The following is a 24,315-nucleotide window of genomic DNA, read 5'->3' on the forward strand; positions in this document are numbered from 1 at the left end:
AGCATCTTTACAACTGATTCATCTGGCGTCCGGTCATGTATGCGGCAATCTCCTCAGCGACAAGCGGCGGGCAGAGCGCATATCCTTGGGCATAACTGCATTGCAAATCGCGAAGCCGCTCGAGCTGCTCCAATGCCTCGACTCCCTCGGCGATCGTTTCCAGTCCGAGCCCGCGTCCCATGGTGATGATTGCTTTGACAATGGCGGCGTCGGACGCATTTGTATGGAGACGTTCGATAAACGCCCGGTCAATCTTCAAAATCGTCGCCGGCAGCTGCTTTAAATAATGAAACGAAGAATACCCGCTGCCGAAATCGTCGACGGCGATGCCGACCCCAAGCCGCTTCAACTCATCCAAAGTGCGCATCGTGCTCGATAGATGACGGAGCATGGAATGTTCAGTCAGTTCAAGACGCAAACATGATGGCAACAAATTCGACTGCTTGAGCGCTTGCTTCACGTCGTCAACGAACCGTTCGTGCTGAAATTGCACAGCAGAAACGTTGACGAAAATGGCTAGTTTATCGTTTCCTGTCTCCCTTTGCCATTGCTTTGTCTGCCGGCAAGCGGTTTGCAGCACCCAACGGCCGATTTCATGAATCAAGCCCGTCTCTTCCGCCAACGGAATAAACTCGTCCGGACGCACAAGCCCAAGCTTCGGATTCCGCCAACGGACCAGCGCTTCCGTCGCGATGACCGCGCCGGTATGTACGTCGACAATCGGCTGGTAGCAGAGGAATAGTTCGTTTTCCTCGATCGCCTTTCGCAAATAGCCGTCCATTTCAAGCCGGTGCATCATTTCGGCATTCATTTCGGGGCAGTAGCGCTCCACTCGGTTGCCGCCGCCTTTTTTCGCCATATTGACCGCCATATCAGCGTGCCGAAGCAGCGCATGTTCGTCCTCTCCGTCATCTGGAAACATCGCTAGACCAACGCTTGCTGTAACGAAAAATTCCTTTCCATCGTACACAATCGGCCGCGCCACTTCGCGCACGATGCGGAGCGCCGCTTCCGTCGCCGCCTGGGCCTCTGTTTTGAGCGGAAAAAGCAAGCAAAACTTGTCGCCATGAAATCGGCCAAGCTCCGCACTAGGCGGCAAGACGCGGCGAATGCGCTCGACAAGCTGGCGCAAAATGCCGTCGCCGGCGTAATGGCCGACGCTGTCGTTAATCCATTTAAACCGGTCCAAATCGATCAAAGCAACCGCCATCGTTCGTCGCTTCTGCTTGGCTTTGTCCAGCTGTTTGGAAAACAATTCCATCCACTTTGTCCGGTTGGGCAAGTTCGTATCGATGTCGTAATATGCTAAATAAGAGATTTTCTCTTCCGCCTTTTTTTGCTCGGTAATGTTGCGTCCGATTCCGTAAATGCCGACCTTTTTGCCATCCACAATGATGGGAATGTTTTTCATTTGAAACAAAAGCCGTTCTCCCGATTTCGTCGGAATTTCCAAGTTATACGTTTGGATATTCCCCCGCAGCGCCCGATAAAAGTAGCGGGTAACACGGGGGATATCGTTCGGATGAATATACTTGAGCGAATTCGTATACAAAATCTCTTCTTTCTTGTAACCGAGCACTTGCTCAAAAGCGGGGTTGACGCTTGTCAAACGGCCGTGCAAATCTGTGGAATAGACAATGTCCGTGTTATGCTCAAACAACGATTTGTAGCGTTGCTCCGACATTTGCAGGCGAACATGCAGGCGCCCCATATCGCGTGAGGACGTGGACATGAGCTGGGCGAGCGTCATGATTCCTTCCGGCGGCGCCGGCAATGGCGACGACAAACTGTTCTCCGCTGATGCCGCTGTCTCCGTCAGCGACACAGCGGCAAACGCAGCCGTCCGCACCGCTGTAGCTGTATGTGCGTCTTTCACGAATACTTCGACAGCCGGAAAGAATGCAGCCTGTCCAAAAGCAGACATAACCCCGTCAAATAGCGGACGCGTATACCCACTGAGCGCCGCGCTGTAGTAAAAGAACATCCCCTCAGCCGATTGCTTGGCCGCATGCATGGCGGCGTCGCGCGCGCTCCAGTAAAGGGACGGGGCATGAACATAGGAAAAACGAACCTTTTCCCCATCATGGACGTGACCTCTTACGGCAACGGAACCGTCTGAATGGAGAGCGACAATCGGCAGACAGACATCGCGCCCGTTTCGTTCGATAAGAAACGGGAATTCCACTCCGGAAAGCGGCAGACGGTCCATAAATTCTTTGCCTAAATATCGTTCCAAATACCATGACGGCTTTTGTCCATCAAGCTCATCAATTTGTTGGCCACTGCTTTTCGTAATGGAGAAGGATCGTCCGACAGGCTCCCATAAAAACGGGGCCATACAGTGGCTGCGAAGCGCAGTTCCACTGAAAGAGACGGCGATTCCTCCGCGCTCAAGCCGACCGTCGGGCGAAAATAACACGCTGCCCTCGGGAAGCGCGCAGCCGATGATAACCATTCGTTCGTTTGCAAGCGGCAAATGGCGAAGCAAGGGCGGCAAAGCCGAGCGGTGATTCGTAAACAACAAAAGCAACGTCGTATCGTGACGAACGACCGCCTCCGCGATCAACGCCGCCAATCCATCCGGGCGGTCAAACTCATCAGCTGGCAGCGCCAACGACGAAACGGTTGAAGACGTCATCGACGCGACGCCAACAGCGAGATTCGCCTCTCCGGCCATTGGCAGCGGTCCTGCCATTCCGATCATATGGGCGCGCGGCCAACGGCGGGCCAGTTCAGCAACCATTCGATCCACTTCACCCACATCGCGGCCGGCGATTTGGATAAACTGCGGCTCGTCCAAGGAAGAACAATGCTCACTGAACAGACGATCCAATTCCTCAGCACGGCGGCAGCAGAACCAACGCATAAACGATCATGCCCCCTCCCGCTGACCAACGAGGTCGAAAAATTCAAAAAACATTGTTTGTTTTACCATATCATATTTTCGCCTTCGACAAAAGCGGCAACCAATAGAAGGCTGCCGCTTCGCTTTAGAATAAGTCAAAACCAAGTGGCAGCAGCAGGCCAAGGAACAGCGTCACCACAAGGGCAATGACCCATTGCGTCCATCCTGCCGCCGCGCTTTTTCCTTTTTTTACAGCTGCTAAAACCATTTCCATCGCTCCGATCACCCACAGCCCGGCAAGCGCTTTTAGCCAATAAAGCGCGGATATCGAAGCAATGCTATGCAGCAAAAGCCCCCCCGTCGCGATCGTGAGAATGTAAAACAGCCGCAACACCATTTGCACGATCTTGGCTTTGCCCGCCCCTTGCCGCTCCATCGACACCGCAAGGAAAAACAAAACAATCGTGATGAGCCAGCTCGTAATATGGGCATGCGTCAACATCCATCCCTCCAATCATTCCTTGTTCCTTCCCATCATAGCACGGCGGGCGGACGGTTGACAAACTTCACGAAAACGAAAGACGCCCTTTCTTTCAAGAGGACGCCTTTTGAGCATCAATGGGGGCTTCCTCACTTTCGCCGTTTACTCTCCCACTTTGTTGCGCAACATGCCGATGCCTTCCACCGTCACCTCAATGACATCACCCGTCTGCAAAAAGCGCGGCGGGTTCATCCCTTTGCCGACTCCAGCCGGCGTTCCTGTCGCGATGATGTCGCCCGGCTCAAGCGTAATGCCTTTTGAGATCGTCTCGATGATCGATTCAATGGAAAAAATCAATTGTTTCGTGTTGGCTTGCTGGCGCACTTCGCCGTTGACCCGTGTCTCGATGCGCAAATCGTTTGGATTTGGCACAAATTTGCTTGGCACGATCCATGGCCCCATCGGGCAAAATGTATCCAAGCTTTTGCCGAGAAAATATTGTTGGTGCCGCTCCTGCAAATCTCTTGCCGTCACATCGTTGATGATCGTGTATCCAAATACGTAATCAAGCGCGTCTTCGCGGCGGATCGCCCGCCCTTGTTTGCCGATGACCACCGCCAGCTCCCCTTCATAGTCCATTTCATCCGTGACATCGGCATGGCACAAAATCGTTTCCTCATGACCGATGACCGTTGTCGGCGCTTTCGTGAAGACGATCAAATGCTCCGGCACATCGGCGCCGCCGAGCTCCAGCGCGTGATCAACATAGTTTTTGCCGATGCAAAAAATGTTTTTCGCCGGCCGTGGGATCGGGGCCAAAAGACGGACATCACTGAGGCGATAAACGTACTCCGGTGCCGGGTGGCGCAGCGCCCAGTCAACTACTTCTTGTGCTCGGGTGAAAAACGCCTCCCCTTGGGCAATCGCCTCAAGCATAGTCGTCGGCATCGTCTCCGTTCCATCCATCGCCCGTTCGGCGCGGCGCAAATGAACCGCCCGGTCGTCTCCTTGCGGCACGGCTCCAACAAACGTTTCTCCATCGAAAAGTGCGGTGATCAGTTTCATCGTGCCTCTCTCCCTTTCTTTGTTATGCAGCGGACGCTTCGTGAACTCTTCTCTTCCACCCGTCTTCATCATTTTGGCGCGTTGAGGATGATATTCGCCATCGAGGCGAAAAAGTCCTGCTTTTGTAGAATTTTGTCTAAATTAGGAAATTTATCACTTATTTTCCCGAATCGCTTCCTTTTTTCGTCGGGATATGTATAATAATGTTTAGTTTCCACTAGGGCGTCGATTGCGACTTTCGTCATGCAACAAACGTCTTGCATCGACGCGGCATGCCTCAACCAACATTTCAAACGATTGATGGTGAAGGAAATGGTTCTGTTGCAAATTGAAGAAAAACGACAACAAATGATTGAATTGGCGCTCACGTATGGGTTCACGGCCAAAGAGACGATCGAATGCAGCCAAGAGCTTGACCAATTGATCAATCAATATTTGCAGCAAACGAGGATTTTTGAATCGCCTTCCCCGTCCGTTCAGTAAGCGGGGTTTTTATTGCCCCGGCCGGCGGCGAAACGGCGGCCGCGTTCCGTATGTCCCCCACCTCCACATCCACTCAACCGGGCCATAATGAAAACGCGCAAACCAAAAGCGGCTTATCCACACTTGAGTCGCATACAAGGCAAACGCAATCAACATCTCCTGCCATGCGCTTGTGCGTCCGTACCACCCAAGCCCATAACCATAAAACAGCGACGTGCAAACGAGCGATTGCGCGAGATAATGAGTGAGCGACATTTTGCCAACGTCTTGCCACCACCGCCAAGCGCGCTGCCAACTTCGTTTCCCGCAGACGAACACGGCGGCCGCCGCGTAGAACACCGCCAATGCGGCGCCTCCAAAGCTGTTTTGGATGTACATGGTCAAGTCGTTGACCCCAGCCCAATACGGAATGGTTTTCAGCGCTAAACCAAAACATAGCGCCCACCTCATCAGGCGGCGCAGCTTGGCGGGCGAGTGACGGTCGGGTTCAAGCCAACGTTTGCAAGAGGCATAGCCGCCGAGGAAACAAAAGGGCAATACGGTCAACACCGTAAACAGCAGCCCGCCATCGCTGTTGACATAGGCCCAGTCATGCCAACGTTGCCAAAACACGTCACGAAACGTTCCGTTTCGATAATGGCGAACCGCCGCGGCCGCCGCGGTCTCGTGGCCGCCGGCTGTCTCCATTTCTCCGGCCAATACATTGAGAGTTAACAACAGCGCCATGAGGCCGTGAAAAAGAAAAAAGACGGCAACAGCCGCCGTCCGCCACCAACGAGGCGGGGCGGCGAAAAAGAAAAGCATGATGAACCCGGCGAGGGCGTAGGGGATTAAAATATCGCCAAACCAAAGGCCAAACGCATGAGCCATGCCGGTCCCAAGCAAAAGAAAGAAGCGGCGCAACAGAATCGGAATCGGCCGCTTTCCGCGGCTTTGGAGCCGGCGGAACATGGTCATCGCCCCGAACCCGAATAAAAACGCAAACAACGGATAGGCGCTCGCTTCAAACAACACATCCACGACGGCAACGAAAACTCGGTCAAAATCACTGCCCTTGACGCCGTCGTCGTATAACGCCGGCGAGGAAAAATAACGCATGTTGACAAGCAAAATGCCGAGCAAGGCGAATCCACGCAACACATCCGCCGCGGCGATTCGCTCGGTCGATCTGATCATCGCTTTCTCCCTTCTTTCTACCGCCTAGCCGTCTGCGCAATCGGCGACGCCTTACGACCTTGTCGGCACGCCCGCCGCCTTATCCATTTCATTCGATGCGCTCTCCTCTGCCCGTCTGAAGGCGCATGCCTGTATCATCAGTTGACATAGCGGCCCGATTTTCCAATTGCATCCCAATATTGGCGGCGCAAGTGTACTTTCTGAATTTTTCCGGAGGCTGTTTTCGGCAGCTCATCCACAAACGTTACACCCGTGATCGCTTTGAAGTGGGCCAATTTTTCCCGCGAAAAGGCGATCAGCTCCTCTTCGCTCACCGTATGCCCGGGTCGAACGACGACGAACGCATGCGGCGTTTCCCCCCATTTTTCATGTGGCACGGCGATGACGGCCGCTTCAAGCACAGCCGGATGCTCATAAAGCGCTCCTTCGACTTCAATCGACGAAATATTTTCCCCTCCGCTAATAATAATATCCTTTTTCCGGTCGACGATATCAATATGCCCGTATTCATCGACGGTCGCCATATCGCCGGTATACAGCCAGCCGTCGCGGATCGTTGCGGCGGTCGCTTCTTCGTTTTTCCAATATCCTTTCATGACGCCATGGCTGCGGACAATCACCTCACCGATCGCCCGTCCATTCTTCGGCACTTCCTCTCCATTCTCGTCGACGACTTTCACCTCGCAGCCGATCATCGGATAGCCGGCTTTCGCTTTCAGCCGCTGCTTTTGTTCGGCAGGCAGTCCGTCAAGCTGTGGACGAATGAGCGAAATCGTGCTGAGCGGAGACGATTCGGTCATGCCGTACACCTGGATAAACTCCCAGCCGAGCTTTTCCTCAACGCGTGCGACAAACGCCGGCGGCGGCGCAGAACCGGCGATGACGACCCGCACGCCTTCCGGGACATCTGGTTGATATTGCTCATAATATTGCAGCAACATATTGAGCACAGTCGGAGCCATATGCATAACCGTCACCTGATGTTCCTTGACAAGATCAAAAATGACTTTCGGATCGACTTTACGCAAACCGATTTGCGTTGCTCCGTTGGCGGTGTAATAAAACGGAGCCCCCCAGCCGTTGACGTGGAACATCGGCAACACATGCAAATACGTATCGCGGTCGGACACACGCAAATGGTGCATCGTCACAAGCGCATGCAAATAGTTGTTCCGATGCGTCAGCATGACTCCTTTTGGGTTGCCTGTCGTCCCGCTTGTATATAGCAAGCTGCATATATCGTTCTCATCGATCATCGGGCGCGGAACCGGCGCTGACGACTGGGCGGCGAGCCATTCTTCGTAAGCGGTTTCATCAATCGCCGCCTCTGTTTTATGGTGGACAATGATCTCCTCGACCGTTTCAAGCTTGTTTTTGACCGGTGCAATCAGCCCGTACAGCTCCTGATCCACAAACAACACTTTCGTTTCGCTATGATTCAAAATAAAAACGTAATCATCCGGTTTCAGCCGCGTATTCAGCGGCACCATCACCCCTCCCATCTCAAATACACCGTAAAACCCTTCGAGCATCTCGAGCGTGTTCGGCGCGAGATACGCCACGCGATCCCCTTTGCGGATGCCGAGCTCACGCAACCCATTGGCGAGCCTCCGCACTCGTTCGCCAAGCTGCCTGTATGTCACCGTCCGTCCGGAACAAATCATCGCCGGCTTGTCCCCGTACAGAGCGACAGCGCGGTCTAAAAAATGGGTCAGAACAAGCGGTGCGTTCATTCTCCCATCCCCCTGTTTTATGTTTTAGAAAATTCACAATTGTATTATATAACAAAGATGGCATAAAGAAAAAGAGGGCCGTCCCCATAGCCATCAAGTGAAGCCTTGGAGCGAGTAGCTCCAAGGCTTCACTTTTCATCTTTGGAGGCTGTGACCGTGAGAATATATAAAGATAGGCATGCCAAATACACCTTCCCTATAGAAGGTTTTTTTCATGGTATATGAGGCGGGAATTTCTTATGACACCGGCATGATGACCAAACTCTCGATAATGTCTAAAGCGCTCTTTTTTGTATAACGCCTTGATTTTTTTCCGTGTTGAGCGATGATGTCACACAGTTTTAAAAGGAGTTGGACAACTAACTCCTCAGAACACCATAAGGCTTGAAAGAAATCCATACCGAACTCCTTGATCATACTCATCGCCTTATATTCGCTCAATTCCTTTTTCTGTTTTCGATAGAGCCATTCCCGCATTTTAAACATGACAGTGGAGCTGATCAATAAGGCAATCAACGTTCCATACAGGTGGCACTGAAAGCGAGCCCCTTTCATCGGTTTGAATCGATGAATGTGAAACAGGGATTTCCATGTCTTAAATACCACTTCAATTTGCCAGCGAAGAGAATACAGCGTATGAATTTCGTGCAAAGAGGTATAAATCGCTGGAATATTGGTGATATATACATATATTGAGTGGGGGCGTCGCGTCACGTACGCGGCCCCTTTTCGTTTCGCCTTCTGTTTCCATTGTCCTTCCTTCTGTCGCTCCTGTTCTTCGGTCAGCCGATACACAATGAGCCGCGGTTGATGAACTTTCTTTCCACTGACATACGCATGTTCCAGTTCCATGGTTTCTCCGGGTTGTAACACCGCAAGGAAATCCTCTGGTTCCCATTTTCGAAATCGGTCTCCTTCTTTTTGGTAAATCCCTACATTGTGTTTGAGCCGGGAAATATAAAAGGCTCCGGCGTCATGAATGGCTTGCAATCCCTCAAGCGAAAAATAGCCTAAGTCTTTCAAACAAAGGTCTCCCTCTTGGATGGTCGATAGAAGGGACGCTCCGTAGGCGGCGTCGTGATGACGGGCATCTTCGACATCCGCATGGAGAAACTTCCCTTCTAGCCATTCATATTCTAGCTGAATTTTCACCCCAGGCCCCGTACATCCCTCGTAAATCCCCCGGATTTCAGGAGGCAGTTGAAACGACGTGGAATCGAGAATGCGAATCCGGCGAAACAGCGAATGTCTTTGACATAAGTGACGGGCTTCCTGAGTCTGATGAATGAGCAGTTTTTCAAACACCGCTTTGAGGAAACTCACCGCTTTTTCATTAAACCGTTGATTGAGCCCTTCCGCACTCAGAAAGGTGTTTTGCTTGAGAGCTAGAGCACTGCAAAGCTGCACCAATGATTTTTGACCGCCTCCTTCCTGGAGAAATGTGCAAAGTGCCACAAAATCATGGGCGCGTAATTTCCCCTTTCGTTGAATAAATTGATGATCTCGGGCCATATGTTCAAGTTCTTCGCACGATAACACGCTTCTTAATCCGTCTAAAAAACAATGCCATTCTTCTCGGAGAGATAAGGACGTCTTCAAAAAAACCACCCTTTCTAAGACATTATGAGGTCTTCAAAAGGATGGTCAAATCAGGCATATATTTATTCCTGTTTTCTTAACTTGATGGCTATGGAGGGCCGTCCCAAAAGTCGTAAAATGACTTTTGAAGTCAGCCCTCTTTCTTGGATAGTCCACTCCATTGCGCCAAAAAAGAACCTGGTTTCTTCTTTTTTCCAAAAACGAACGCTAGGGGAGTCGTCTCGACAATAGCTAGTTATTTCCTTTCACCCCGGCGTCCAAGACATCCGGATCGACCGTATTCGTGACGCTGCAAAACGTATTCGTTTGCAAGAAATCGCCAGTATTGCCGCCGCCGGCGCCTGAATTCGTCTTTGAGGTGCTTTTGGGAGCGATTTGCAGCACGTCGCCCATGTTCACCGTGCCGTTGCCGCCTACACTCGTCACTTTAATCCCACCGATGACGATCGCTGGCATCCCCTTTCCCCTTCCTTTCTGCCCGTTCCCTTTCTTTATCATACGCGGGAGCTGCTTTCCTCAATTGGACTCTCACCCCGCATTGAACCGTTTTTTCTCCGTTTTCATACAATAACGATAGCGACACGACGAAAAAGGAGGGGGCTCTTCATGCCTTCATTTATCAGCGGTCCAATTAAAATCACCCATGTCAGCGGCGACGGCACGGTGAATTTCGGCGACGTCTTGCAAATCACACCAAAGAGCACGTTGAAATCCAATACCGGCTCAGGCGGCGGCAACAACGGGGACTTCCTGCAGACGAATACGTTCGTCAGCTTTACAAACACCGGCGATCCGGATGTGTTCGACTCAAATAATGCCGCCAACAATTAAAGCGAACGTTTCGCAGCTTGCGCCCATACACTAGTATCAACGAAGAAAACAAGGAAGGGAGCATGCCCACATGCCGGCTTTTGTCGGAGTCGTCAAACTGAACAGCATCGGAAGCAGCGGCGTGTTCCATATTGGCGATGTGTTTGCGATTTCCCCGCAAAGCGTGACGAAAACGTTCGCTGGCGCCGGTTCGTTTAACACCGGCGACGGGCTTCATATCTATAACTATTACAGCAATACCAATACGAATGACGCCGATGTCGCCGATGAAAATGTCGTCGGAAACGTTTGAAGGAGGAGAAGGAGGGTGCACGTTTACATCAGCCAAAGCATCTGCATCCACCAGTTGCGGATCGGCTCGGTCACCAATTCATCCGTTTTGCAAATCGGCAGCGCCGGAAGCATTCAAGCGCTCTCAACGCTTGCCAACACCGGCGGATTCACCGGTTCGGCCCCACAGGCGACCGTGCCGCCCGGTGCATCCGCTCCTCTCGTTCCTCTCCATTCAGCCACCCGCTAAATTCAGCGAAAAAAAGTGATGAGAGCGAAAGGCCGTCCATATATTGAAGTAAGAGGGCTCTTTGGAGAGGATGATGGTGCACAATGAGCATTTACGAGTATTTCGTCAAGCTGCACCGCTATTTATTATGGCAAACAAAAAAAATACGGGCTCTGGAACGCCGTCTCCACGCACTCGAAGCCCGGCTTCGGGAAATGGAGGCTCAGCCGCGCACATCGATCGAACGAATTGAATATAAATTTGACCAGCTCAAAGTGGAAACGCTCGAAGGAACGCTAAACATCGGGATCGCTCCGTCCGGAGCCGGCGGTACAATTGAAGACTTTGCCGTCGAACCGGTCAAAACCGTAATTCCAAAGCCGGAACCGGTGCTGATGCGCCCGATTCAAGAAAAAGTAGCCGCCTATCTCAACGGGGAAGCGTCGGAAACGTTAAAACGCCTTGAGCAGCAATACGGCCGCCGCCTCGACGATACGTACCGCCAGTTCATTTTGCAAGACATCGCCCGGCAAACAGACGAACGCATCCGCTTCTATTTGCAAGAGAAAGCCAACCATGGCTACGTTCCGTCCGGCGACCGCGATGAAGCAGTCGAAAATGAAATTTTTCAAAAAGTGAAAGCCGATATCGAACAATCGCTCGATGCGTTTTTGAAACATTTGCCTTCAAAGGAGGGATAGACGTGAATTATACAGTGATCAATCGTCATCTGCATGTTGGCGACATCCGCCTCGTGGCCGTCGCCAGTGCCTCGCTGTTTTTAATCGGCGACGCCGATGCGATTCACTTGTCATCAGCGTTTGACACACCGCCTGAATCGCTTATCATCGGCCCGTTCGTCCCGCTTGTGCCGGCCCGAGGGGATACGCCGTGAAACGAACGTCAGTTGTGCAAACGTTCCATGCCGAAACGCTCATCATTAGCTCTGTGCTGCAAATCGGCGACTCAGAGCGAATTTCCGCCCGCACGCGCGCCTTTGCCGTTCAGCGGCAATATGAACTGTTTTTTGGCCCAGAAGGAGAACAAATATTCCCTGTTTTTGCGAAGCCGATCCCGCGCTGGACTTCTCCACCGCCGGTAGCCGCACGCCAAACGCTCCATGAGTCCCCGGTCATTTCCGTTCAGTCTGTGCGCGTGCTCGCCATTTCTTCGTCCGCCATCGTCCATATCGGCTCGACCTCGACAGCGGAGGCAGAGGCAAGAATTAAACATATCCGCCAGCTGGCCGGCTCTGAGTCGAGCGCGCCAACAAGAGGGAGGGATTTATAATGCCTTCGTTTGTCGGCCCGATTAAAATCAACAACGTCAGCAGCGGAGCTGTCGTCCAAATGGGCGACTGTCTGTACATCGCGCCGAAAGTCGCCACGAAAACGCAAGCCGGATCCGGCGGGTTCAACACCGGCGATTTTGTGATGACGAACAACGCGATCAGCTTTACAAACGCGTTTGATCCGGATGTATCCGACCAAAACGTGGCCGCCAACAACTGAACGTTGCAGAAAACGAATCCCCTCACCTTTCATTTGCCAACATCAACCTTATCAGCCGAACGCTGCCGAAACCAAAAAGAGAAGGTGTCCCAAAAGGATCCGGACACCTTTGCTTATTTACCTCTATATCTAAAAAACCATACATTGTGCTTGATCGAAAGGAAACCAACCTTTTGCGACCGCCTCTCTCCATTATTCCCCTAAAGCCCGTTCAGCTCAACGGGCGAGCCATTCACATCATTTCCAGCCAGACGCGCGTGCCGCGTCCGGACGGTTCAGCCGGTTCGACGATGAGCCGTCGCGGCAGACGGTGGCGAATTTCTTGTACATGACTGATGACGCCGACCGCCAGCCGCTCGGTATGCAGCTTTTCCAAGGCGGAAATGACCGTCTCAAGCAGCTCAGCATCGAGGGTGCCAAACCCTTCGTCCAAGAAGAAAAAGCGGAGCGGATACTCGCCGCGCAGCTGAATTTGCGCCGATAACGCCAACGCCAACGACAGTGACGTCAAAAATGTCTCCCCACCCGAGAGCGTCGATACCGGCCGTCTGACGCCGCCATTGGCATCATCACGGATCAGAAACCCGCCTTGCGAATCCAATTCGAGCGAATACCGGTGCCGTGTCAGCCGCTGCAGCCGTTCCGAAGCCATGGCGGTGACTTGCTCGAGCTGCTCTTCAGCCATAAATTCGACAAAGCTGTTGCCGCGAAGCAGCGCCTGCAGCTGTTTATACCGCTCGATGCGCCGGCTGAGCTCCGCCTGCTTCTCCTCCAGTTCAACAAAGCGGCTATGTTTTTTTCTCAACTCTTCTACCTTCGCTTGAGCTGCCCCAAGCTGCTGCGTCATCGCCTCCACTTGCTCCTTCAACTCGGCGTATACACGCTGCATCGTCTCCCATTGTTCAGCGCTCACCGCCGCCCCCCCGATGGCGGCGGCCAGCTGGGCGAGGCGATGTTCGGCTTGCTCGATTTGGCGCCAATAGCGGCGGATTGCCTCATCCCATTCATCTCGCTGCGCTTTTTCCGCCTTCGCTTGCTTGACTTGTTCGGCATCGGCAAACATGGTGTCCAAAAGCGCGCCGCGCCAGCGAGCGAGCGCCTCTTCTTCGCGGCGGACGCCTTCTTCCCACGCCTGCTTGGCTGCTTTTGTTTCGCTTTCAAGCATTTGATATTCCCGCTGGGCTCGCTGCCAAGCCTCATACGCCTGTTGCTCGCCGTTTTGCAGCTGGCGCCATTCGTCCTCCGCCTTCTGAAGCTGCACGGCCGCAGGACCTTCCCCCGCCTTCTCGCCCCGTTGCCGCTCATATTCGTTCCATTGCTGCTGTTTGGCGCTAATCAGCGAGTCAAGACGCACCCGCTCCGTCTCAAGCCGGCTCCGCTCTTTGGCCGCTTCCTCTTTCGCCCTCTGTTTTTCCTCTAAAAACAGCACGCTGTCCTCCAGCCGTTTTTGCACGTCGCGCCGCACGTTTTCCCGTTCACGCAGCTGTTCATACACCGCATCGATCGTCTCAAGCGAAAGGAAAGGATACATCTGCCGCCATTGCTGTTCAAGTTGCCGCCGCTCTTCCTCCAGCCGCTGCTTTTCAACTTGCAGCGCTTCGATGTCCGCCGCTATCCATTGGCACGCTTTCTCCGCTTCGCGCCGCGCTGACTCGGCTTCATTCCATTGGGCAAGCACCCGGTAGACCGCTTCTTTCAATTCAATGACATCTTGCGCAAGCGCCCGCACTTCCACAGTGAGGTCGACGGCCTCCTCCACCGAGCGGCTTTCGGCAAACACAGGCGGCGCTTCATGGCCTACCGCCAGCTCGGCAAGCTGCTCGAGCTGCGCCTTGAACGAAATGATCGTTTGCCAATCTTGTTCATACCGCTGCCGCTCTGCCTCAAGCTCGGACAGACGCTCAAGTTGGACATCGTGCGGTGCGGCGGCCGGATGCGGATGCTCGCGCGATCCGCACACTGGACACGGCTCGCCGGGACGGAGCCGCTCAGCCAAGGCGGAGGCGAGTTGCGCCGTCCGCGCTTCTTCGGCTCGCTGTCGCTCCGCCTCCATGGTTTTCTGCAAAGTATACAATTGTTTTTCAGCATCCTGCTGCCGCCAGCAGACGAAACGATACGTCCGCTCCACACGCCGGAACAGCTCTTGAAGCCGGGAGCCGACAGCGGCTGATCGGCGTTCCCGCTCCAACTTTTCCTCTTTCGCCCGACGCCAAACGGCCTCCTTTTGCTGAAGTTGGGCATCGACGCGAGCGATGGCTGACGCCGCTTGCTCAATATGCTGCTTCTGCCTGTACGCCCGCTCTGCCTCATCTTTTCCATCCAGCGCCTCTTCATGCTGTTTCAGTTCTTCTTTCAACTCCCGCTGCCGCTTCGCGCCGCGCTCATACCAGACCGACGCCTCTTCAAACCGGCGTGCAGCTGCCTTCTCCTGGGCAATGAGTCGCTTCCTCTCTTCACTAAGAGCTGCGAGCTCCTGTCCAAGCACTTCCATTTGCTGCTCAAGCTGCGCCGCCTGCCGCAGCCGTTCCATCTGGACGAGCAATTCCGGTTCGCGCTGCGCCTTTTCTTGGCGCGCCCGTTCATAACGCCGCGCCGCTTCTTCATAGCTCAATTGGGCTTCCTCTAACCGACGCGCCAGTCCTTCATACCGACGAAACGCCTCTGCCCGCAAGCGACATGCCTGCTCGCACTGCTCCCAATACGGCCATATGCGCTCTGCTTGCTCGGCGCGCTCCTTTTTCGCCTCAAGCTCGCGGATGACGGATTCATGTTGGCGCAGCGCGGCGAGCTCTTGTTCGACCGCTTCTTTTTCTTGCTGCCACGCCCATCGTTGTTTTGTTCGTTCCACATCTGCTTCGACTTCCTCAAGCTCTTTTTTTCGCTTGGCAAACAGCCCCGCGAGCTCCCGCACATCCGCCTCTGCCTGCTCGAGCGCTGCTTTTGAAGCATCGCCGAGCCCCGCTTTTTCCGCTTCGATTTTTTCCCATTCTTGCTCAGCGGCGGCAAGCCGGTCTTTCAACTTTTTATTCAACTGATCGCCATACCGCTCAAGATGGAAGAGGCGCTGCAGCATTTGCCGCCGCTCCGACCCTTTGAGCGATAAAAACTCGGCAAATTTTCCTTGCGGCAAGACGACCGCCCGGGTGAAATCCTCCATCGTCAAGCCGAGCAATTGCTCGATCGCCTTGTCCACCTCCGATAGTTTATCGGCGAGCACGACCGGCTCGGACCGATGCTCGATCAGGCGGCAAACGGCGCTGCGCGTCCGCCATTCGTCCACTTTTTTTAAGCTTCGTTCGACTGTATACCGTTTCGCTCCTGCCGCATTTTCCAGCTCAAACGTAAACGAGACAAACAACTCTTGCTCCGCGTGGTTGATGATCGCCTGCGTGCGGTTGGCCGCCCGCTCGACGCTGCCGAACAAGGCGAGCGTCATGGCGTCTAAAATCGTTGATTTGCCGCTTCCAGTCGGCCCGAAAATGCCGAACACACCGCCCTCACACAGTGCGGTGAAATCAATCGTCTGCTTTTCACGAAAGCTATGAAGCCCGGCGATCGTCAGCGAGATCGGCTTCATTCTCCCTCCCCTTCCTTCTCTTCTTCCGCCGCCAGCTCCAAAAAGAGGCGGACAAGCTCTTCATCCGGCGTTTGTCCCCCAGTCTGACGTTCGTAAAAGCGGTGAAACATTTCTTCAAGTGAAAGCGGCTCGCGGCTCATTTCCATCATCTCTTCCACCCGATTGGGAAACACCGGGCGAATGTGGACAAATCCGGGATGAAGCTTACGCAGCCGATCAATTTCTTCCATTGTCAACGACTCGGTCACATGGATCTCCAAATCGATCCAGCTTGATCGGTCTCTTCCTTCCTCACACCAGCGGTATACTTGAGCGAGCCCCTCTGTCGCCTTCCAACGGATGAGCGGTTTGCCAGCAGCGAGCGGTATCTCCGCCACCTTGGCCGCCCCGCCTGGATGCACGTCAACGACCGTGACCGATTTGGCTTGACCGGCTTCGGAAAAGCTGTACGCCAACGGCGAGCCGGAATAGCGCGCGGCCGTCTTTGCCTGCTTGACATCCTGCGGCCGGTGCAGATGGCCAAGCGCCACATATTGCGCGGCTTTCGGCAGGCTCTCAGCCGCCACCGTATAAGCGCCGCCGACTTCAATCGGCCGCTCGGAATCGGACGTACGTCCGCCAGCAACGTAAAGATGGCTCATCGCGATATTGACGGTCTCCGCCGTGAACGAGGCGGCCATCGCCGCTAATAGGGCGCGGATGCGGTCATCGTACCGATCGCGCATCGTCGTCTCCTTACAGTCGGATGACAACAGCTCGGCGAGGCGCGATTCGGACGGATAGGCCAACGGAGCAAGCATCATCGTTTCGCCGCACGATGGAACGTCAATCCGGCAAACAGCCGCTTGCGGGCGGCCGAAAAGAAAAATGTTGTGCGCACACATCAACGTCCGGGCAGCGCTGATCCGGTCGGGGTGGTCGTGGTTGCCGCTGATGACTGCCACCGGGCGGCGTCCTTTGTCGGACAGGCGGGCGAGGCTTTCATAAAACAGTTGTTCCGCAGCCGCCGGCGGATTGACGGAGTCGAATACGTCGCCGGCCACAAGGATGATGTCGATTTGTTCTTTCTTGACAATCTCCACAAGCTCATCAACAAATGCCTCTTGCTCGGCCATCCGACTCCGCCCCTCGAGCGTTCTCCCAAAATGCCAGTCCGCGGTATGCAAAATCCGCATTCTCTCTTTCCCCCCTTGCATCACTCAACAGCCACAACAAACCCGCCGTCAAACGAATACAAATAGCATTCCGCCACCGGCGCACGCCAAATTTGCTCGATGGCCCGCCGGTACAAGCGCATTTGCGTCCCGTAGCGGCCGAGCAGAAAACGAGCCGCTTCTTCCTTTTGCCCAGCAAAACGATGGACGACTTCATCCGTTTTATAGTCAATCATCACATAGCCGCATTCGTCGACAAACACGCAGTCGATCACCCCTTGCACGAGGACGCGCCGGCCGCTTTCCGTCCCTTCGCCGCCGTACAGTTCAGCCGCTTTAAGCCCCAAGCTGAACGGCACTTCACGGTGCACTTCGCGGGCGGCGCAAAGGCGGCGGCCAAGATCTGCAGTGAAAAAGGCAGCGATGGCCGCTGGATCGACCACCTCTGCTTGTTCTGCCGACAGCAGCTCTTTTTCGACAAGGCGGACGATCTGACTGCGGATCGACGATTCATCAAGCGGCGCCTGCAAATCAAGATGGCGCATGACGATATGGAGCGCCGTCCCTTTTTCGGCCGGCGTCAATGTTTTCTCCTGCATGAAACGCGGTCGAGAAAACACCGGAGCCGTCCCTTGTCGCGGCCGCCATTCGTCCGCTTGCTCGCCAAAGAGCACGCGATGTTCTTTCAGTTCTGACACCGATTGCTTGGCGCGCACGGCCGTTTCTTTCTCATACGAATACCGCCACAACAAGCGGCGTTTGACCTCCTTCCGCCACCCTCCTTCTACGGGAACGGGTCGTCCTTGTTCGAGGGCAAGAAGCACGCCGCCATCCATCTCCTCCCTCGCAGCCTCTGCGCCGCGCAAATCGGCGGCCGGCACGATGGAGACACGCCATACAGACGGGTGGGAGGCGACCTCTTCAGGCGCCTTCATTCCCGCAAGCGCCCCCCCATCACGATGACGGATGAGCGCCCGGCCGATCCAATCCAAGTAGGAGCGGGCCGAAGCCCGCACATCGTCGGGGAGAAGCCAGCCGCGTTCCGAAGCAGCGCTTTTCCATTTTTCAATCTCCTTGGCCGCATCGTTGACCGACGCCAACAAATACAGCTTCTCTTTTGCCCTTGTGAGCGCGACATACAAAATGCGCATCTCCTCAGCGAGCAGTTCAAGCCGCTTTTTCGTTTGGATGGCCAACAGCGGCAGCGTGGGATAACTGATGCGCAGCCGCGGGTGGACAAAGCGGGCGGCAAAACCCAGCTCTTTATCAAGCAAATACGGGTGATGCAAATCGCGCGTATGAAACGAACGCGCAAGCCCGGCGAGAAACACGATCGGAAATTCCAATCCTTTGCTGCTGTGAATCGTCATGATGCGCACGACGTCTTCCTGCTCGCCGAGCGGCCGGGCCGCCCCTAAATCGTCGCCGCGCTCTTGCAGCCGCTCGATGAAGCGAAGAAAGCGAAACAAGCCGCGAAACGACGTCGACTCGTACTGCCGCGCGCGGTCGTACAAAGCGCGCAAGTTCGCCTGCCGTTGCCTGCCGCCCGGCAGTGCGCCGACAAAATCGTAAAATTGCGTATCGCGGTACAGCAGCCAAATGAGATCAGCTAATGAGCGGCGGCGCGCCATCGTACGCCAGCCCTCGAGCCGCTCTAAGAAAGCCGCCGCTTTCCTTTGGGCGTTGGCCTCCTCTTCCGTTTCCGCCGGCTTTTGCCGAAACGAACAGAGCGCTTCATAAAACGTGCCTTTTGGATCGGCGAGGCGAATCATGGCGAGCTCATTCTCGTCAAAACGAAAGAGCGGCGACCGGAGCACCGCGGCGAGCGGAATGTCTTGGTACGGGTTGTCGATCACTTTTAACAGTGAGAGCATGATCGAAATTTCCGTCGCCTGAAAATAGCCGGATGACAAATCCGCGGCCGCCGGGATGCCTTGCGCCTGCAGCTGCTCGATCATCTGCGGCGCATGCGTCATCGAGCGGACAAGGATGACGATGTCACGGTACATGGCGCGCCGCGGCTGCCCGCTCGGACGATCGTATACATAAAACGGAGCGGAAACGATCTCTTTGATTTTTTTCGCCATCAGCCGCGCCTCGAGCTCCGCCGCTTCCCATTCAGCCGCTTCCTCTTCGTCCTCTTCCGCCGCACGCTGCCGGTTGATGATCATGACTTCCGGCGCCGCATCCTCCCCTTCCGGGTAATCAGCGCCGTATTTCAACTGCGCCGCTTCGTCGTAAACCATTTCGCCGACGGTTTCCCCCATGAGTTGCGCAAACAGAAAATTCGTCCCGTCAAGCACTTCGCGGCGGCTGCGGAAGTTGCTCGCAAGATCGATTTTCATCCCCCCTTCTTCCCCGTCTGCGGTGAATCGTTTGTATTTGTCCAAAAACAGCATCGGCTCGGCAAGGCGGAATCGGTAAATCGACTGTTTCACGTCGCCGACCATAAACAAATTGCCTGTTCGTTCGCTCCCTTTTTTCACCAGCTGCAAAATCGCTTCTTGAACGAGGTTCGTATCTTGATACTCGTCAACAAGCACTTCATCAAACTGCGCCTGGTATTCCAAGGCGGCGGGGGAAGGCTGCCATTCGCCCGTTTCCGGATCGCGCCGCCGCAAAATATGCAAACAATAATGTTCCAAGTCAGAAAAATCAACGATTCCTTTTTCCCGTTTCACCGCTTGGAACATGACGGCAAAACGGCGGACAAGGTTAGCGATCGTTTCAACGATCGGCTTCATTTCCCGCATATGGCGGAGCCAAACGGATGGATCGAGCGAAAACACATTGTCGCGCAGCGCCTCCACTTTCTTTTTCGCCTGATCACGCAGCGATTTGGCTTCGTCGATCAGCCGCTCGTCATAGTCCTTGCCGCGGCAGGCCGGCAGCCGCCCAAACGACAGCGCCTTTAGCGCGCGATGCAGCTCGGCCCACGGTCCAGAAAGACGCGTTTCCAAATCAGCGATCATATCTCGATCTTCGCGCAGCCGCTCCGCGTACGGACGCGGTCCGCCCGGCTCTTCAGCAAGCTCAAGCGCCCTTCGGATCAGCCGTCTGGCCGCCGCCAGCTCCATCGCAGCATGTTGCGCGATATAGCGGGCTGCTGGCAGCGTCTTTATATCTGTTCGTTCATCGACATCATACATCGAGGTCAAACCGGCCAACCATTCATCTGGTTCCGGATGGGAGCGGGAAAATTCATAAAGGGCGACAATCATCTCCTGCAGCTCCGCATCGCTCCGGTCGCCCGTATAGGCATCCACGACAGCGAAAAACCGCTCGTTGTCCGGCTTTCCATATTCCTCCTCAAGCAGCTCTTCAAGGACATCCTCTTTCAACAGCTCGATTTCCGTTTCATCCGCGATGCGAAACGACGGATCCAAATCAAGCAAATAGTAATATTTGCGAATGACATCCAAGCAAAAGGAATGGAGCGTCGAGATCGCGGCGCGGGGAAGCAGGCTGAGTTGACGTCGCAAATGGAGCGAATGCGGACGCTTGGCCAATTCCCGCTCGAGCGCCTCGCCGATTCTTGCTTTCATCTCCGCGGCTGCCGCATTGGTAAAGGTAACGACAAGCAGACGGTCGATATCGACCGCTCCTTCTTCCGCCGTCACTTTTTGAATGATCCGCTCGACAAGAACGGCCGTTTTCCCGGATCCAGCCGCCGCGGCGACAAGAATGTCTCGGCCGCCCGCGGCGATCGCCTTCCATTGTTCATCCGTCCATCGGCTCCCAGCCGGCTTCGGGCGAATCGTGGCGTTCATTTATCCTTCCTTCCCTTCCGCTAGTTTTTCGATGACCGCTTCCTTCGTTTGCGGGGCAAGCTTCCGGTATTCGTTGCCGGAGAGTGCCTCATCAAATTGGCAGACCGGTTTGAAAACGCAAAACTCGCACGCTGTTTTATCTTTCAACTTGTACGGGGCGATCGACACGACGCCGTCGGCGATTTGCCCGCCGATGTCGATGAACAAACGGCGGACATGCTGGCGGAGCGCGGCAAAGTCGGATGGACTCGCCACCGACGAACGCGAATGGATCGACCCGCTTTTCGTAAGCTGAGCGGGCACAATCAGCGACCATTGTCCGTCTTCCGTTCGGCCGTCCATCAACCGGATCGCCTCGACGTCAGCGAGCAACAGCCCGCGCATCCGAAACGGTTCAAGCAACTTTTTCGCCATTTCCACCTCATCATCCACCCATTGCTTCGCTTGAACGATCGGATTGTGGATGTGAAAATAAAGCACCCCGGCTGGCAAGGCCGGCTGTCCGACGAGCTGTTCGGCATACGTCAGCACGATGTCCAGGTAGGTGAGCATTTGCAGCGCCAAGCCGTAATATACTTCCGTCAAATCGAGCGTTTTCGCGCTCGATTTGTAATCGATAATGCGAAGAAGCACTCCTTGGCTGCTTTCCGCCTTATCGACGCGGTCGATCCGCCCAACAAGCTCCATCACTGTTCCGTCGGGCAGTCGAAACCGAAGCGGCGGCAGGTCGCCATTGGGGCCGAATGACAGCTCAAGTCCGATCGGAACGAAACCGCTCGCCCGCGCATGCTCACTTAACACATGGGTTGTACGGGCAACGACGTGTTTCAATTTTCGTTTCATATATTCATAGCGATGAGAGCTTGAGAGCACTTGCTGCTGGATGAGCGGGGCGATTCGCTCGACCGCTTCGGCCGACAGCCGTTCACAGTCTGGTCTTGACAGTTCGCGCCAATCAAGATGCTGTTCGCGCAGCCGGTCGGCGATTTGCTTGATGGCGGCATGGAACAATTGCCCAACATCCGGCGCCTCAAGTCGGAAAACGTTGCGCTCTTTCAACCGCAGCCCGTGCGATGCGAAATGGGCGTACGGGCATTTTTGAAACTGCTCCATGCGCGAGACGCTCGCCTGAATTTTTTTGCCGTACAGCCGCTGGCTCCACTGTTTTTTGAGCGGCGTCGCTCCGTTTGTATAAAAGAGCGCGGAGACGGCATGCCGCACCTGCTCCTTCCAGTCCCGATGGCCGATGAACGTGTTATACACATCCCACCAAAGCGGATCGATGCCGTAGTTGCGCTTCCACGCTCGGAGCTGGCTGATCAAATACGTTTGCGTCGCCCGCGGCGCGGTCACGAACGCCTCTGCTTTTTCTGCCGGGGCGTCGAACGGGTCGTTGCCGCACAGATGCACCGGCGCATGCGGAAACAGTTCCGTAAGCTGCTTGATGAGCGGCGACGGCATCAACGCTTTCCCTTCCCCATCAGCAAGCGGATATGTAACATACAGCCGCCGGCTCGGACAAACAAGTGCCAAGTAGACAAAAAACGGGTCATAAAACAGCTGCTCCCGCCCCCCTGGGGCGAGCGCCACCCCCAACTCACGCAGCTGCTCGCGCTCCACTTCCGCCATCAGCCCGTCTTCCTTCACTTTTGCTGGAATAACGCCATCGTTGGCGCCGATGACGAACGCATACTTGATGTCAATTAAACGAGAGCGATCAAGCTGAGCGACGATCACCTGGTCCATCGCCGGCGGCACAAGGGAGAACTCCAACCGATCGAGCCCAGCCTCGATAATCTTGACAAACTCAGCGAGCGGCAGTGATTCTGTCCCGAGCATTTCTACATATTGGTCAAGCAAATCGACGACGGCGTTCCACGCCTGTTCATGCTGGCGCGCTTCAACGAGGCGGCCGTCCGCTTCCGCTTGTGCGCTCATTTTCTCTAGTTTTTTTGGAATCTGCAATTCTTCCAAAAACAGATATAATGCCATACAAAACCCGCGTCCGTCCTCCGCCCGGCGCAGACGGCGCTCCAACCGGCGAAGCGGAGCGGCCAACGCCTCGCGCCATTCATTGAGCATGTCCTCAAACTGCCGCTCTTCGTCCGTTTGTGGTACGTTCAAACCGTCAAGCGCCTGATAGCGCCGATACGCCCAGCGCTCATTGTTTGTCCACTTATCCCCTTTGATTCCGTAAGCAAGCACATAGTTTTCGAGCTTGTCGGCCGCCTCGCGCCACATGTGCAGATCGCCGTCCGTTGGAAAAAGCAAATCCGTTTTCACCGCCCGAAACACCGCTTCATATCGCCAACGCGTCACGACCGTCTCTAAGGCAGCGCGCACGAGTTCAATGAGCGGGTGGTGGTGCATCGGTTCTTTTTCATCCATAAAATACGGGATCCCAAAATCAAAAAACACCGTTTTCACCAGATCGCGGTACGCCTCCGTCTGGCGGATGATCAGCGCAATGTCGCGATAGCGCGCCCCTTCATCGCGGACAAGGCGGATGATTTCGCGTGCGACCGCTTCGATTTCCGCTCGGCGATTGGACGCCTCATAAAGATGGACGGCATCGGTCTTTGCACCATATGGAAGCAACGGGCGTCGGTGAAATTGCGCCTCAAGATGAACGAGCGCCCTGTCTTCATGGCGTCGGTTGGCCGAAAGCACGATCGGCTCTTCGATCGCAATGTCATTGCTTAGCGCCAACTCCCTCAGCTGGCGGTACGTTTGCGCCGGCAAATAAAAGAGATGAAGTTCGTCCGGCATTCCGTCGTCATACGGGCGGTCGATCGTCAAACAAACGGTGACGCGCCGGCAATGGCGAAGAAGCTGTTCGATGATCATATATTCTTGCGGCGCAAAATGATGAAAGCCGTCGATGTAAATATCGGCATCCCGCAAATAACTTGAGCGCGGAATATGCTCAGCGAGCAAGCGCAAATAATCTTCCGAATCAAGATAGTGGCCGATAAGACTCCGCTCAAGTTCCTCATACACAAGCGCGACATCGCTCAACTTGTCAGCGAGCAAGCGGCGGCCCGGCTGGCTTGGCCCATCCTCGAACGCCTTGGCATGTCGGCGGAGTTCGCCCGGCGTCAGGCAATACCGTTTGCATTCGGTGATCATTTCGTTCAGCTGCTCGATAAACCCATGTTTGTCCGCCGCGCGGCCAAACAGTTTCAGCTCTTGTTTGCGTTGCTCAATAATTTTGCGGATCATCATCTGCACACCAACATCATGAATATGGTACCGGGTCATGCCGCCTGTTTCCTGCAACACGCGCCAAGCGAGACGGGTGAAGCTGAACACTTGGGCGCGAATCATCCCGCCCACTCCCTCGGTATGTATCAACGCGTATTCGCATTGAAATGTCATTTGCTCCGGAACGAGATAGACGATCGCCCTTCCTTTTGGATCCTCTTGCAACTGGCGGCGAATTTCTTCGAGGCAGACAGCCGTTTTCCCACTTCCTGACCGTCCGAGCAAAAACCGCAGCGACATTGTATCCACCACCATTCGTTTCCTTTATTTGTTTTATTTTAGCACGTATGTTCGCTTTTGGGAAGAAAAAACGCCCTTCGGCTGCGG

The 24,315-nt window shown here is 54.7% G+C and carries 19 protein-coding genes; 8 read left to right on the plus strand and 11 right to left on the minus strand.

Going from position 1 to position 24,315, the window contains the following annotated elements:
* Positions 1-7 precede the first annotated feature (7 nt).
* The 3 genes from CWI35_RS06680 to CWI35_RS06690 form a co-directional block, all read right to left on the minus strand.
* On the minus strand, positions 8-2,866 hold the full coding sequence (locus CWI35_RS06680) for an EAL domain-containing protein (RefSeq protein WP_119877616.1): 2,859 nt from the start codon (positions 2,864-2,866) through the stop codon (positions 8-10).
* 124 nt (positions 2,867-2,990) lie between these two features.
* Positions 2,991-3,344: a YisL family protein gene (locus tag CWI35_RS06685; RefSeq protein WP_025950975.1), complete on the minus strand. Its 354-nt coding sequence runs from the start codon at positions 3,342-3,344 to the stop codon at positions 2,991-2,993.
* 144 nt (positions 3,345-3,488) lie between these two features.
* Positions 3,489-4,391 (minus strand): fumarylacetoacetate hydrolase family protein, encoded by a 903-nt coding sequence (locus tag CWI35_RS06690; RefSeq protein ID WP_119877617.1) that lies wholly within the window; start codon positions 4,389-4,391, stop codon positions 3,489-3,491.
* 300 nt (positions 4,392-4,691) lie between these two features.
* On the opposite strand from CWI35_RS06690, the gene CWI35_RS06695 reads away from it, so the two are divergent.
* A complete protein-coding gene (locus CWI35_RS06695) occupies positions 4,692-4,874 on the plus strand; it encodes an aspartyl-phosphate phosphatase Spo0E family protein (protein WP_013523088.1) in 183 nt (60 codons plus the stop codon).
* Between the two features lie 9 nt (positions 4,875-4,883).
* On the opposite strand, the gene CWI35_RS06700 is transcribed toward CWI35_RS06695, so the two are convergent.
* From CWI35_RS06700 to CWI35_RS06715, 4 genes are all read right to left on the minus strand, one after another.
* Positions 4,884-6,050, minus strand: coding sequence for a DUF418 domain-containing protein (locus CWI35_RS06700; RefSeq protein ID WP_119877618.1), 1,167 nt, complete (start codon positions 6,048-6,050; stop codon positions 4,884-4,886).
* 137 nt (positions 6,051-6,187) lie between these two features.
* Positions 6,188-7,783 carry a fatty acid--CoA ligase gene (locus tag CWI35_RS06705; protein WP_119877619.1) on the minus strand — a complete coding sequence of 532 codons (1,596 nt, stop codon included), beginning with the start codon at positions 7,781-7,783 and terminating at the stop codon, positions 6,188-6,190.
* Between the two features lie 237 nt (positions 7,784-8,020).
* Positions 8,021-9,382 carry an IS4 family transposase gene (locus CWI35_RS06710; protein ID WP_119877620.1) on the minus strand — a complete coding sequence of 454 codons (1,362 nt, stop codon included), beginning with the start codon at positions 9,380-9,382 and terminating at the stop codon, positions 8,021-8,023.
* Positions 9,383-9,613: 231 nt separating this feature from the next.
* Complete coding sequence (locus CWI35_RS06715; RefSeq protein WP_096225733.1) at positions 9,614-9,838, minus strand: spore germination protein; 225 nt, start codon at positions 9,836-9,838, stop codon at positions 9,614-9,616.
* Between the two features lie 150 nt (positions 9,839-9,988).
* On the opposite strand from CWI35_RS06715, the gene CWI35_RS06720 reads away from it, so the two are divergent.
* The 7 genes from CWI35_RS06720 to CWI35_RS06750 all read left to right on the plus strand — a co-directional run bounded on the left by CWI35_RS06720 (position 9,989) and on the right by CWI35_RS06750 (position 12,223).
* A complete protein-coding gene (locus CWI35_RS06720) occupies positions 9,989-10,213 on the plus strand; it encodes a spore germination protein (RefSeq protein WP_011230194.1) in 225 nt (74 codons plus the stop codon).
* Positions 10,214-10,283: 70 nt separating this feature from the next.
* Entirely contained in the window at positions 10,284-10,505 is a 222-nt protein-coding gene (locus CWI35_RS06725) for a spore germination protein (protein ID WP_011230193.1), read from the plus strand.
* 15 nt (positions 10,506-10,520) lie between these two features.
* Positions 10,521-10,733 (plus strand): spore germination protein GerPB, encoded by a 213-nt coding sequence (locus CWI35_RS06730; RefSeq protein ID WP_011230192.1) that lies wholly within the window; start codon positions 10,521-10,523, stop codon positions 10,731-10,733.
* An 83-nt stretch (positions 10,734-10,816) separates the two neighbouring features.
* Positions 10,817-11,413 carry a spore germination protein GerPC gene (locus CWI35_RS06735; protein ID WP_011230191.1) on the plus strand — a complete coding sequence of 199 codons (597 nt, stop codon included), beginning with the start codon at positions 10,817-10,819 and terminating at the stop codon, positions 11,411-11,413.
* 2 nt (positions 11,414-11,415) lie between these two features.
* Complete coding sequence (locus CWI35_RS06740) at positions 11,416-11,607, plus strand: hypothetical protein (RefSeq protein WP_013146202.1); 192 nt, start codon at positions 11,416-11,418, stop codon at positions 11,605-11,607.
* Positions 11,604-12,002, plus strand: a complete 399-nt coding sequence (locus CWI35_RS06745) for a spore germination protein GerPE (RefSeq protein WP_011230189.1) — start codon at positions 11,604-11,606, stop codon at positions 12,000-12,002. The genes CWI35_RS06740 and CWI35_RS06745 overlap by 4 nt, the downstream gene beginning before the upstream one ends.
* Positions 12,002-12,223, plus strand: a complete 222-nt coding sequence (locus tag CWI35_RS06750; RefSeq protein ID WP_011230188.1) for a spore germination protein — start codon at positions 12,002-12,004, stop codon at positions 12,221-12,223. The genes CWI35_RS06745 and CWI35_RS06750 overlap by 1 nt, the downstream gene beginning before the upstream one ends.
* A gap of 232 nt (positions 12,224-12,455) precedes the next feature.
* Here CWI35_RS06750 and CWI35_RS06755 read toward each other — a convergent pair whose 3' ends face one another.
* The 4 genes from CWI35_RS06755 to addB are packed head-to-tail and all read right to left on the minus strand — an operon-like array spanning position 12,456 to position 24,228.
* On the minus strand, positions 12,456-15,800 hold the full coding sequence (locus CWI35_RS06755; RefSeq protein WP_119877621.1) for an AAA family ATPase: 3,345 nt from the start codon (positions 15,798-15,800) through the stop codon (positions 12,456-12,458).
* Positions 15,797-16,975: an exonuclease SbcCD subunit D gene (locus CWI35_RS06760; protein WP_021322517.1), complete on the minus strand. Its 1,179-nt coding sequence runs from the start codon at positions 16,973-16,975 to the stop codon at positions 15,797-15,799. The genes CWI35_RS06755 and CWI35_RS06760 overlap by 4 nt, the downstream gene beginning before the upstream one ends.
* Positions 16,976-16,995: 20 nt before the next feature.
* A complete protein-coding gene (addA, locus tag CWI35_RS06765) occupies positions 16,996-20,724 on the minus strand; it encodes a helicase-exonuclease AddAB subunit AddA (RefSeq protein ID WP_119877622.1) in 3,729 nt (1,242 codons plus the stop codon).
* Positions 20,725-24,228: a helicase-exonuclease AddAB subunit AddB gene (gene addB / locus CWI35_RS06770; RefSeq protein ID WP_286365221.1), complete on the minus strand. Its 3,504-nt coding sequence runs from the start codon at positions 24,226-24,228 to the stop codon at positions 20,725-20,727.
* Positions 24,229-24,315 lie beyond the last annotated feature (87 nt).

The organism is [Bacillus] caldolyticus (assembly GCF_003595605.1).
Lineage (GTDB): Bacteria > Bacillota > Bacilli > Bacillales > Anoxybacillaceae > Geobacillus > Geobacillus thermoleovorans.